13 protein-coding genes are annotated in these 11,704 nt (G+C 62.6%); 5 read left to right on the forward strand and 8 right to left on the reverse strand.

The genetic code is table 11. The features are described from left to right. Nucleotides 1-19: 19 nt before the first annotated feature. The 4 genes from serC to B9A19_RS17260 all read left to right on the forward strand — a co-directional run bounded on the left by serC (nucleotide 20) and on the right by B9A19_RS17260 (nucleotide 3,463). Nucleotides 20-1,105 (forward strand): 3-phosphoserine/phosphohydroxythreonine transaminase, encoded by a 1,086-nt coding sequence (serC, locus tag B9A19_RS17245; RefSeq protein WP_084092405.1) that lies wholly within the window; start codon nucleotides 20-22, stop codon nucleotides 1,103-1,105. Between the two features lie 4 nt (nucleotides 1,106-1,109). Beyond that, nucleotides 1,110-2,183 carry a prephenate dehydratase gene (gene pheA / locus B9A19_RS22805; RefSeq protein ID WP_084092406.1) on the forward strand — a complete coding sequence of 358 codons (1,074 nt, stop codon included), beginning with the start codon at nucleotides 1,110-1,112 and terminating at the stop codon, nucleotides 2,181-2,183. After that, the gene (locus B9A19_RS22810; protein WP_084092407.1) at nucleotides 2,180-2,767 is read left to right on the forward strand and encodes an LOG family protein; all 588 of its coding nucleotides are present in this window, start codon (nucleotides 2,180-2,182) and stop codon (nucleotides 2,765-2,767) included. Before pheA ends, B9A19_RS22810 begins: the two co-directional genes overlap by 4 nt. Before the next feature lie 75 nt (nucleotides 2,768-2,842). After that, complete coding sequence (locus B9A19_RS17260) at nucleotides 2,843-3,463, forward strand: GNAT family N-acetyltransferase (RefSeq protein WP_084092408.1); 621 nt, start codon at nucleotides 2,843-2,845, stop codon at nucleotides 3,461-3,463. A 6-nt stretch (nucleotides 3,464-3,469) separates the two neighbouring features. On the opposite strand, the gene B9A19_RS17265 is transcribed toward B9A19_RS17260, so the two are convergent. Beyond that, on the reverse strand, nucleotides 3,470-4,684 hold the full coding sequence (locus B9A19_RS17265; protein ID WP_176216996.1) for a GGDEF domain-containing protein: 1,215 nt from the start codon (nucleotides 4,682-4,684) through the stop codon (nucleotides 3,470-3,472). Nucleotides 4,685-4,820: 136 nt separating this feature from the next. Here B9A19_RS17265 and hisC point away from each other — a divergent pair, with 136 nt between their 5' ends. After that, complete coding sequence (gene hisC / locus B9A19_RS17270; RefSeq protein WP_084092410.1) at nucleotides 4,821-5,921, forward strand: histidinol-phosphate transaminase; 1,101 nt, start codon at nucleotides 4,821-4,823, stop codon at nucleotides 5,919-5,921. A 69-nt stretch (nucleotides 5,922-5,990) separates the two neighbouring features. Here hisC and B9A19_RS17275 read toward each other — a convergent pair whose 3' ends face one another. The 7 genes from B9A19_RS17275 to B9A19_RS17305 all read right to left on the reverse strand — a co-directional run bounded on the left by B9A19_RS17275 (nucleotide 5,991) and on the right by B9A19_RS17305 (nucleotide 11,694). Continuing rightward, on the reverse strand, nucleotides 5,991-6,647 hold the full coding sequence (locus B9A19_RS17275; protein WP_084092411.1) for a FecR family protein: 657 nt from the start codon (nucleotides 6,645-6,647) through the stop codon (nucleotides 5,991-5,993). 92 nt (nucleotides 6,648-6,739) lie between these two features. Continuing rightward, complete coding sequence (mscL, locus tag B9A19_RS17280) at nucleotides 6,740-7,171, reverse strand: large conductance mechanosensitive channel protein MscL (protein WP_084092412.1); 432 nt, start codon at nucleotides 7,169-7,171, stop codon at nucleotides 6,740-6,742. A gap of 49 nt (nucleotides 7,172-7,220) precedes the next feature. Further along, on the reverse strand, nucleotides 7,221-8,279 hold the full coding sequence (gene rlmM, locus B9A19_RS17285) for a 23S rRNA (cytidine(2498)-2'-O)-methyltransferase RlmM (protein ID WP_084092413.1): 1,059 nt from the start codon (nucleotides 8,277-8,279) through the stop codon (nucleotides 7,221-7,223). A gap of 69 nt (nucleotides 8,280-8,348) precedes the next feature. After that, on the reverse strand, nucleotides 8,349-9,896 hold the full coding sequence (locus tag B9A19_RS17290) for a sensor histidine kinase (RefSeq protein ID WP_084092414.1): 1,548 nt from the start codon (nucleotides 9,894-9,896) through the stop codon (nucleotides 8,349-8,351). Nucleotides 9,897-9,971: 75 nt separating this feature from the next. Continuing rightward, complete coding sequence (locus B9A19_RS17295) at nucleotides 9,972-10,625, reverse strand: energy-coupling factor ABC transporter permease (RefSeq protein ID WP_084092415.1); 654 nt, start codon at nucleotides 10,623-10,625, stop codon at nucleotides 9,972-9,974. A 13-nt stretch (nucleotides 10,626-10,638) separates the two neighbouring features. Next, nucleotides 10,639-11,283 (reverse strand): alpha/beta hydrolase, encoded by a 645-nt coding sequence (locus tag B9A19_RS17300; RefSeq protein ID WP_084092416.1) that lies wholly within the window; start codon nucleotides 11,281-11,283, stop codon nucleotides 10,639-10,641. Nucleotides 11,284-11,382: 99 nt separating this feature from the next. Beyond that, a complete protein-coding gene (locus tag B9A19_RS17305; protein ID WP_084092417.1) occupies nucleotides 11,383-11,694 on the reverse strand; it encodes a (2Fe-2S) ferredoxin domain-containing protein in 312 nt (103 codons plus the stop codon). Nucleotides 11,695-11,704: the final 10 nt, after the last annotated feature.

The following is an 11,704-nucleotide window of genomic DNA, read 5'->3' on the forward strand; positions in this document are numbered from 1 at the left end:
CAGCAAGAAGGAAAATTGCATGACCCAGGTGTTCAACTTCAGTGCCGGCCCGGCCGTGTTGCCTCGCGAAGTGCTGCTGCAAGTGCAGCAGGAGCTGACCGACTGGCACGGTACCGGCATGTGCGTGATGGAAATGAGCCATCGCGGCAAGGAGTTCACGCAGATCATCCACGAGGCCGAGGCCGATCTGCGCCAGTTGATGGGCATTCCGTCCAACTACAAGGTGCTGTTTCTGCAGGGTGGTGCACACTTCCAGTTCAGCATGCTGCCGCTCAACCTTGCACGCCAGGATGACACCGTTGACTACGTGAACACCGGTCACTGGTCCAAGATCGCCATCAAGGAAGCGCGCCGCTACGCCAATGTCAACATCGCGGCCAGCAGCGAAGACCGCAACTTCAGCTACGTGCCCGATGAAGCCGGCTGGAAGAAAACCGCCAACGCGGCTTATCTCCACTACTGTTCGAACGAAACCATAGGCGGGGTCGAATTCCCGTTTATTCCGGATGCCGGCAACGTGCCGTTGATTTGCGACATGTCGTCCAACATCCTCAGCAAGCCGGTCGACGTGAGCAAGTTCGGCCTGATCTATGCCGGTGCGCAGAAAAACATCGGCCCGTCGGGCCTTACCCTGGCGATCGTGCGCGAAGACCTGCTGGGCCGCGCCCGCCCGGAAACGCCGACCATGCTGGACTACAAGGTGCAGGCCGACGGTGAATCGCTGTACAACACACCGCCCACCTTTGCCATCTATGTGGCTGGCCTGGTGTTCAAGTGGTTGCTGGCGCAGGGCGGCGTGCGTGCCATCGAGCAACGCAATATCGAAAAGGCTGCGCTGCTGTATGAAACCATTGATGCATCGGGTGGTTTCTATCATTGTCCGGTCGACCGTGCCAACCGCTCGCGCATGAACGTGGCGTTCACGCTCGGTGACGAATCGCTGGATGACGCCTTCCTTGAAGGCGCCAAGGCGCGTGAGCTGCTGCAGCTCAAGGGCCATCGCTCGGTCGGCGGCATGCGTGCATCGATCTACAACGCCATGACGGTGGAAGGCGTGCGCGCGCTGACTGATTACATGCGTGAATTCGCAAGCAGCAAGGGTTGAGCGCATGAGCGAAGAGCAACTGAAAGTCCATCGTGACGCCATTGATGCCATCGATGCGCAAGTACTGGCGCTACTGAACCAGCGTGCGCAGCACGCGCGCACCATTGGCGAGATCAAGGGCAGTGGCGTGGTGTACCGCCCCGAGCGCGAAGCGCAGGTGCTGACCCGCATCAGGGAAATCAATCAGGGCCCGCTGTCGGACGAAGCCGCCGCCAAGCTGTTTCGCGAGGTGATGTCGGCCTGTTTGGCGCTGGAGCGCCCGCTGACCATCGCCTTCCTCGGCCCCGAAGGCACCTTCAGCCAGGCTGCGGCCATCAAGCATTTTGGCCACGCGGCCAGCACGCAGGCCTGTGCCTCCATCGACGACGCCTTCCGCGCGGTTGAATCGCGCAGCGCCGACTATGTAGTGGCCCCGGTGGAAAACTCGACCGAAGGCGCGGTGGGCCGCACCCTGGACCTGATGGTGAACTCGCCGCTGTCCATCTGTGGCGAAGTGGTGCTGCGCATCCATCATCACCTGCTGCACCAGGGCCCGGATCGCAGTGCGATCAAGCGGGTTTACTCGCACGCGCAAAGTCTGGCGCAGTGCCATGAATGGTTGAACAAGAACCTGCCGGCCGATGTCGAGCGCATCTCGGTAGCCAGCAATGCCGAAGCTGCGCGCCTGGCCAGTCTGGATATCACTTCGGCGGCGATTGCCGGCGATGCGGCGGCCGAAAAATTCGGCCTGCTCAAGCTGGCCGAGAATATCGAAGACGAACCGAACAACACCACGCGCTTTCTGGTGCTGGGCCACCAGCACACCACGGCATCGGGCAAGGACAAGACCTCGCTGGTCATTTCCGCACCCAATCGCCCGGGCGCGCTGCATGCCTTGATCGAGCCGCTGGCGCGCCATGGCGTATCGATGACCAAATTCGAGTCACGCCCCAGTCGCACCGGCCTGTGGGAATACCTGTTCTTCGTCGATGTCGAAGGTCATGCCAGCGATGCCAGGCTGACTGCCGCGCTGGACGAGCTGCGCGGCACGGCCGCCTTCGTCAAGGTGCTGGGCGCCTATCCCGTGGCGGTGCTGTGAAGGCGGTTGCGGTCTTCTGCGGCTCGCGCCATGGTGCCGATCCGGCCTATGCCGCAGCGGCGCGCGAGCTGGGCACTCTGCTGGCGCAGCGCGATCTGGCGCTGGTCTACGGCGGCGGCAAGGTCGGCCTGATGGGCGAGGTGGCCGAAAGCTGCCTTGCTGCTGGCGGTAACGTCATCGGGGTGATTCCCGAGTTCATGGTCGAGCGCGAGCTGGCGCTGCCGGGCTGCACCGAGCTGCATGTGGTTGACTCCATGCACACGCGCAAGGCGCAGATGGCGGAGCTGGCGGATGCTTTTATTGCCTTGCCGGGTGGTTTTGGTACTTTCGACGAGCTGTTCGAAATCCTGACCTGGGGTCAGATCGGCCTGCACGGCAAGCCGGTCGGCCTGCTGGATACCGCCGGTTACTACACCGGCCTGTGGCACTTCCTGCAGCAAACAGTGGCGCAGGGGTTCGTGCGCGAGGCCGAATTCGCCAAGCTGCAATACGCGGCCGAGCCGGCACCATTGCTGGATCGTTTACTGGCCACACCGCTGTTGCCAGCGTACTGGGCCAAGGAAGACCTGCAGCGCAAAAGCTGAACGGTTTGCTGCCGGTCAAGGCGGCGTGCCGCATGCGCACTATAGTGGTAACGATGACCACTGCGGGAGGTGCTCATGCTTGCCCCGGATTTTATCGAGCGCGCCGGCCAGCCTGCCGATGCGCGCCACGCCGCTGCGCTGATCTACCAGTCTGATCCTGCCTACTACGATTATTGGTTCGCGCTCACCCCGGAGCTGATCCTGACCAATCTGGCCCTGCTGTGGCAGGCGGGTGAGGGCTGTTACAGCCATACGCGGCATCAGGTCTGGCTGCGCGGTGATCAACTGGTGGCCGTGGCCTCGCACTATCCGGCGCATGAAGCAGCCGAACACCACGAGGCGCTGATCCGGCAACTTGATCTGCTGCCGCTCGATGTCTCGGTGCTGCACCGCCACCACGCCCAGCTGGCCTTCCTGTTTCCCCATGTTCCGCCCGACGCCTGGTATCTGCGCTCGCTGGCGGTGGCGCCGGAATGGCGCGGGCATGGTCTGGGCAGCCGCATCCTGCGCGATATCGTATTGCGTGCCGATGCGGCCGGGCATGTGCAGGTGCATACCGATGTCGATAGCGGCAATCCCGGTGCGGTGAAGTTCTATGTGCGCCACGGTTTCGAGCCCATCGTCGAAAGCCGTGTACTGGCGCTGGTGCAGCTCAATCTGCCAGCCAGCTTGCGCATGGTGCTCAGGCGGCACTGAGCGGACTCAGGCCGCTTCCTCCAGGTCATCGCTGCAATGCACGCCGTCTGGCGTCATCGCGCAATTGCGGCCGGCGCGCTTGGCTGCATAGAGGGCCTGATCGGCGCGGCGCATCACGTCGCTGACGGTATCGCCAGGCATGAATTCGGCCATGCCTATGCTCAGTGTCGGGGCAGGGCCGAAATCGGCAATGGTCAGCGTGCGGATGTGCTTGACGATACGCGATGCCACGTGGCCCGCGGTGCGCGCATCGCTGCCGGGCAGCAGTACGGCGAATTCGTCGCCGCCCAGCCGGCCCAGCGTGTCGCCACCACGCAGCACCTCGCCAATCCGGCCGGTGATGGCACGCAATACCATGTCCCCGGTCAGGTGGCCGCGTGCGTCATTGATCTCCTTGAAATGGTCCACGTCGATGATCAAGAGTGCCGGGCGTGGCCCGCGCGCGGCAATGGCCTGCAAGCGCTCGGCCAGGAACATGAAATGGCGGCGGTTGGGGATGCCGGTCAGCACATCGGTATTGGCCAGCTCCATCAGCTGCGACTCGATGGCGCGCAATTCACCCTCGGCGCGCTCGTAGTTCATCAGCAGCAGCGTGCTGAGGGTGATGATGGCCAGCAGCACAAAGGCAATGAAGGAGAGGCCGAACAGGGGGTCGGTACCGGTCTGTGCACTGGTCAGGCTGTATATGCCGCGTGCCAGCTGGGTGAGCGCACACAGCGCGTAGCTGCCCAGCAGCAAATCGAGCGTGCCCTGCAATGATTCGTACTGGTTGCGGTAGCCCAGCTGGATCAGGCGTGCGCTCAGCAGCAGGAAACCAAGCGAAAAAATGAAAATGGGCATGGCCGCCGGGGCGTTGCCAAGCATGCTGAGCAGCCAGCAGCCGTAGGCAAAGGCCCACAGCAGGTAATCAACCCGTTCGCGCCGGCCTATGGTTTGCGACAGAAAGCGCCGCAGGCCGGCAGCAATCAGCACCGGTTGCAGCAGCAGCAGGGCATTGCCGAGATGGATGGACCAGAACACCGAATACATGTCGCGGCAGGCAATCGCCAGCGCGCTAAGTGCGAAGGCAAACTCACCCGCCACCCAGTGCCAGTAGCCGGGGTAGACGCGCCGCCGCACGCCCATCAGCGTCATGACGAAGCCGCTGGTAAAGAACACGGCTGCGGCCAGCGTCAGGATGGAGCGAGGGTGAAGGAAGTCGGTGAGAGGGACTGGGTACACGCTCGCGATTCCTGTGAGCCTCACCCCCAACATAGTGAGCAAAATGCACGATGCAAAGCGTGGCGCGACGGACGTCGGCACCGGTTTGTCGTGGTAATCTTGAGGTTTCAGTGTGCCAGCCAGTCAGGATAGCCCCATGTCGCTTTGTGATCTTGCCCCCGAATACGTCCGTGCCATTTCGCCTTACCAACCCGGTCGCCCGATCGAGGAAGTTGCCCGCGAGTTGAACCTCGACCCGGCAAGCATCGTCAAGCTGGCATCGAATGAAAATCCGCTCGGCATCGGCCCCAAGGCCAAGGCGGCGGTAGCAGCGCAACTGGGTGATCTGGCGCGCTACCCGGACGACGCGGCATTCTCGCTCAAGCACAAGATCGGCCAGAAGTTCGGCGTGAAAGAAAGCCAGATCATTCTCGGCGCCGGTTCCAACGACATTCTCGAATTCATCGCGCATGCCTTCCTGGCGCCGGGGGTGTCGTCGGTCTATTCGCAATACACCTTTGCGGTCTACCCGCTGGCGGTGCAGGCTACCGGCGCCACCGGTATTGAAGTGAAGGCCGTTGATTACGGCCACGACCTAGAGGCCATGCTGGCCGCCATCCGCCCCGATACGCGCGTGGTGTGGATCGCCAATCCGAACAACCCGACTGGTACGCTGGCGCGCCCGGGCGACCTGATTGAATTCCTCGAAAAGTGTCCGAAGGACGTGCTGGTGGTGCTGGACGAGGCGTATACCGAGTTCCTGCCGGCTGAAAAGCGCTCCGACTCGGTCAACTGGCTGCGCCAGTTCCCCAATCTGCTGGTGTGCCGCACCTTTTCCAAGGCGTATGGCCTGGCGGGCCTGCGCGTGGGTTTTGCGCTGATGAGCGAGGAAGTGGCCGCCATCATCAACCGCGTGCGCCGTCCGTTCAACGTCAACAATCTGGCGCTGGCAGCAGCAGAAGCCGCGCTGGACGACATGGAATTCCTGCGTGAGTCGGTGCGCATCAACAGCGAGGGCATGGCGCAGATCACCGGCACGCTGCAGCGCCTGGGCATTCCGTTCATCCAGAGCTGGGGCAACTTCGTGACCTTCCACGTCGGCGATGCCAAAGCGCTGAACCAGTACATGCTGCAGAATGGCGTGATCCTGCGCCCGCTGGCCGGTTACAACATGCCGAACTCGCTGCGCGTGTCCATCGGCCTGCCGCAAGAGAATGCGCGCTTCATCGAGGTTCTGGAGCAAGCCCTCGCGGATTGAATCACACCCGCTTGAGCCATGAAAAAACGCCGCTGTGTGCGGCGTTTTTTCATGGCTGCATCTCGGGCATCAGTCGTGCTCGTGCCCATAAGCAGAATACTCATAATCGCCATAGCTCTTGCGGAATGGCGGTTTGCGCCCGACCAGCGCTTCAATCAGGGTGAGTTCGGCATCGGTATGGTTGATGGTCTTGGCCGGGATCAGTACGTCACCATCGTCGTTCACCCAGTAGGGGCTGTCGTGGTGATGGGTCTGATAACGGATTGCCTTGTCCGGCGCGGCGGTCGGGGTCAGCTCGGCCTTGCCGTAGCACAGGCACACATAGCTGCGGCCGGCTTCGCTCTCCAGGTAGCAGCCGGTGCCGCGTATTCCTATCGTGGCGGTGCTGGTGTGCAAGGTGATGTCGCCCTTGCCGAATACGCCCAGCAAGGCGCCGGTTGCCAGCCGCAATACCCGCTTGGCGGCATTGCCGCCGATTTCCACCCGGCTGTTCTCGCGCTGCAGGAAAGCATCCTTGCCGACCACATAACTCACCTGGCTGTCCGGCCCGGTTTCTACCACATCACCGTCATGCACCAGATCACCCTGTCGGGCTGGCTTGCCATTGATGCTGACGCTGCCTTTGAGGCTGCGTATGCCCTGCACGATGGCCGGTGCCCCCAGCGCCTGCAGCGCCCAAAACAGTGGCGAGGCCGCAGCGGCAGCAAGCAGGGTGCGTCGTTTCATGATGTACCTCGGGCGGGATCAACACCTGAGTTATAGCCGGCTGCAAGAAAAAACGCCGGTAAGACCGGCGCTTTTTCTTGGGGCTGACTGGGCTATTTTTTGAGGGCGTCGCGAATTTCGCGCAGCAGCACGATGTCTTCCGGCGTGGCCGCCGGTGCTTCCGGTGCGGCGGGTTCGTCGCGCTTGAGCTTGTTCATGGCCTTGACCACCAGAAAGATCGCAAAGGCCACGATGATGAAACTGATGCAGGTATTGATGAACACACCGTAGTTGAGCGTAACCGCGCCAGCCTTCTGCGCCACGTCAACCGATGCATAGGGGCCGGGTGTCTTGCCTTCTGCCAGTACAAGGAACATGTTGGCAAAATCGACCTTGCCGATGATGAAGCCCAGCGGCGGCATGATCACGTCCTTGACCAGCGAGTCGACGATCTTGCCGAAGGCTGCGCCGATCACCACGCCAACCGCCAGATCGACCACATTGCCACGCATGGCAAATTCCTTGAACTCCTTGAGCATGTGCATTCCTTGCTGATGGTATGTTTGTAAGCCTAGTGGTAGCGCTTCGCTGCTGTCAACGCTGGCGCCCGCTGGGGCGGCCCAGATAGCAGGTGATTTCCTCGCGGTCATGGTAGAGCTGCTTGGCGATCAGCGTGTACTGGATGCCGGCGGCATCCAGCTCGTTGTCGATCAGGTCGAAGCAGCGCTCGATCTCCTGCCAGCGTTTTTTCATCGGCAACTTGAGGTTGAACACCGCGTGGCGCGTCATGCCGCTGGCAAACCAGCGTGCGATCAGTGCAGCAATGCGCTGCGGTTGCTCGACCATATCGCACACCAGCCAGTCGACCGGGTGCTGCGGCTTGTATTTGAAGCCGTCTTCGCGCAGGTGTTTCACATACGGGTGAATGGCCATGTCGCCCTTCATCGGGCCGTTATCGATGGCGAAGACCTTCAGTCCGCGGCTGACCAGCTGAAAGGTCCAGCCGCCCGGTGCTGCACCCAGATCGACGCCGACCATGCCGGCCTTGAGTTTCTGCTCTGCATCGGGCACCAGCACCATGAAGGCTTCGGATAGCTTGAGGGTCGAGCGGCTTGGCGCACCGGTCGGCATGCGTACGCGCGCAATGCCCAGCGGCCACGGGCTGCTGCGCGCCGGATCGGCAATGCAGACAAAGACCTCTTCCATGCTGGGGTAGAACAGGTGCAGGCGCCAGCGGCCCTGCTTGGGCCCCAGGTGCTCGGCCAGTTCCTTGGCAACGATGCTGCCGAAGCGTTTGCAGAAGCCCGAGAGCTGCTTGCCTGCATCGCTGTCCGGGTGCTCCAGCCACACTTCACTCCATGGCCCTTGCAAATTGGGCGGCAGCTCGCCCAGCGCGCTCAGCAGCGGGCCGAGGCGGTCACGCTCGCCCAGCTTCACGCGCGCGACGGCAAACACCATCTGGCGGGCAAAAATAAGCTGGTCGACGCTCAGTTCACGCAGCAGGCGCTGCGCTTCGGCGTAATCGTTGGGGGTGAACAGCACATAGCCGTCGCCGTTTTCCCACTCACCTTCATCCTGCAGGTGGGTGGCCAGCTCGCGGCTGCAGTCATCTTCAAATCCGGGGCGGCAATAGAGCAGGAGCGAGGGTGTCATGGCAAGTACGGCGGGCAAAGGCGCAAGGATAGCAGGGTCGCCGTATCGATGCCCGTTGCATGGTTGTTTTCACGCAGTTTCATGCGTTGCCATTCGGGCGGGGGCCGAGAGCGGGATGCTGATGATGAAGGTTGCGCCTTCGCTGGGCATGCTCTTGACCGCAATGGTGCCAGCCAGCGTCTGCGTGACCAGGTTGTAAACCACGTTCAGCCCCAGCCCGCTGCCGCCGCTGCCCCGGCGCGTGGTGAAGAAGGGGTCGAAAATCTTGCTCTGGTATTCGTAGGGTATGCCCTTGCCGAAATCGGTAAAGCTGAGCGTCACGCTGCTGCCTTCCTGTTCGGCATGGATCACCAGGCGTCCTGCCTGGCCCTCCTCATAGGCATGGCTGATGGCATTGGTGATGAAGTTGGTGATGACTTGCGACAGCGCACCCGGATAGCTATCCATATTGACCGGCTGGACACAATGAATTTCCACCTCCAGCTGGCTGCGCTTGAGTGTGGGGTGCAGGCTGGCGATCACTTCGTTCAGATACTCGCCCAGCTCGAAGGTGCGGCGGGCTTCCGAAGTCTGGTCCACCGCCACGCGCTTGAAGCTGCGGATCAGCTCGCCGGCCCGCTCGGCATTGCCCAGGATCAGTTCCGCCGATTGCACTGCAGTATCGCAATAGCGCACCAGGTCTGATTTTTTGACCGCGCCCTCGCTCAGCAGATCGCGGATCTGGCGGCTTTCCTCGGCCAGGACCGAGGCGCTGGTGAGGATGACGCCGACCGGCGTGTTGACCTCATGCGCCACGCCGGCCACCAACCCGCCCAGCGAGGCCATTTTCTCGACCTGCACCAGCTCGTTCTGCGCCATTTTCAGCTCGTGGTAGGCTTCATCGGCGCGGAACATGGCGTCTTTCAGCGCGGCATTGGCATTGCGGCGCTCTTCCAGCTCGGCGAGCAAGCGCGCCGCGATGCGCTGCACGCTTTGCGCCAGCAGGCCGAACTCATTGCGCAGGTTGCCGCCCAGCTTGAGTTCATCAAGCGAGAAATGCGTCTGCCCGGCGGCGTGATCCAGCGCGCTCGACAGGGTATGCAGCGGCTTGACGATGATGATGTTGAAGCAGACCACCAGGGTCAGGGTAAGCAGCGCGTCCAGCAGCAGGATTTCGATGATCTTTTCCAGCACCAGCTTGTGCAGGCGCTCATCCATGCGGGCGGTGGAGACACGGTATTGCACCACGCCGATGGGCTTGTCCGGTCTTTCCTCGTACACGATCGGCAGGGTGCGGTAGCCCTGCTGATCGGCCGGCAGGGCATCGACGCGCACCACGTTGCCGTCCCGGCGTTCACGCCCGGCAAACAGCCCGTCATTGGCGCTGACGGCCAGGGTTTCCAGATCGGCCCACTCCATTTGCGCGTCGAGCACGCGTTGCAGCAGTGCCTGGTCAAAATTCCACAAGATGCCAGGCAAAATGGTGGTCAGCCGCTTTTGCAGCGCCTGCTCGTTTTCTCGCAGGGAAGTCTGGTATTGCTCGCGGCTTTGCTCGTAGGAATAGACGCCGGAGAGCGCCAGCACCAGCGTGACGGTAAGAATGATGAGCAGATTGAGGCGGGTACGGGTGCTGTGCATGGCGCGTCGGGCAGGGATTGCTTTCAATCTAGCCGGGACTGCGCCGGCGCGCTAGCGCAGATCGATGTCAATGCGCTAGCGCAGGTAGAAGTCGTCGTCGAAGGTGGTCACCCACTGCGGGCGATAAACCACCAGGATGCTGAGATTGAGCCCGGTGCTGAATGCCTCGGGCCAGCCCATCAGGAAATAGTAGGGCAGCTGCTCTTCCAGCAGGAAGCTGAACGGATAGGCCCCCGCTGTCCCCAGCAAGACGCAGGTGACGAGACCCGTCAGCCACATGCCGATGGCGCCGGCGGCAAAGGCGTTGAAGAAAATGTAGACGAAGTAATTGGCCGGCATGCGCGCCCGCGACAGACGCAACAGCAGCACTGTGATCCAGACCGGGGTGCTGCATACCAGCCAGTTCAGCCCCAGACTGGCCCATTCGCCGTGTGCGTAGGCCGCCTCGCCGGCGAGGATGGCGGCAATGCTCAGCAAGGCGCGATCCCGCCCGGCAATCAGCGTCAGCGCGGTGGCGCCCAGCAGATGAAAACTCAGCCCCGGCTGTATGCTGGCCTTGAGCTGCCACATGCCCAGCACCACGACGGTCGCGCCAAACCAGCCGGTGAGCGCATGCTGGGTTTGCGTCAGCCAGGGGATGCGCCAGGCTGCGCGCACCAGCAGCACCGCAGCCAGCACGCCGGCGACGGCCAGGATGTCATCGGGAAACTGCGCTGCAGCCAGATTCATGGCCGCGATGCGGTCAGCCGCGCAAACGCCATTGCTGCTCGACCATGGTGGCAAGCTGTGTCAGCCGGCCGTGGAAGAAGTGGCCGACGCCGGGCACCACGATCACGGGCAGTTGCTGCGGCCGGGCCCAGTCCAGCACGGCCTGCAGGCTGACGACCTCGTCTTCTTCACCATGGATGACCAGCGTGTCGGCCGGCACGGCGGGGAAGTCATAACGGCTGACGGCAGGGCCGACCAGAATCAGGCCTTCAACCTCGTCATCTGCCAGCCGCTGGCGCAAGCGCGATTGCACCAGCGTGCCGAACGAGAAGCCGGCCAGCGTCAGGCGTGGTGCTTCGGGGTGGGCGGCACGCGCATGCGCCAGCACGGCGGCCATATCGTCCGGTTCGTGCTCGCCGCGGCTGTGCTCACCTTCCGAATTGCCGACACCACGCAGATTGGGGCAATAGCAGTGATAGCCCAGCCGCGACAACGTCTTGGCCAGCGTATGCACGATCTTGTTGGTAAAGCTGCCGCCTTCCAGCGGGTTGGGGTGCGCGATCAGTGCAATGCCGCGCGCGACGGGCAGTGCCGATTCGAGCTTCAGGCATTCAAGCTGGCCGGCGGGGCCGGCGATCCACAGCGGCTCGAAGGTGGCGGCTTTGCGTGGCTCGGTCATGGGGCGTCCTTGCAGGCAGCCAGGCTGCCACTCATGTGTGTGGAATGATGCGGGCGTCGGTTTCGATCGGGCCGTGATGGCCCGGGTGCAAACGGGTGCTCAGAGTTTCAGGCGCTCGACCACACGGCCACCCACGATATGCTCGTTGATGATCTCGTCGATATCGCTTTCGTCCAGATAGGTGTACCAGGTTTCTTCGGGGTAGATCACGATCACCGGGCCTTCCTCGCAGCGATCCAGGCAGCCGGCCTTGTTGACGCGTACGCCACCGGGGCCGGCGAGCTTGAGCGCCTTGATCTTGTCCTTGGCATAGGCCTGCAGACTGCTGGCACCGCAGCGGTTGCAGCTCTGGCGTTCCCCCTCGGGCCGCTCGTTCAGGCAGAAGAAGACGTGGTGCTTGTAATAGCCCATGGCATGCCTC

This window comes from Andreprevotia lacus DSM 23236 (genome assembly GCF_900176275.1).
Lineage (GTDB): Bacteria > Pseudomonadota > Gammaproteobacteria > Burkholderiales > Chitinibacteraceae > Andreprevotia > Andreprevotia lacus.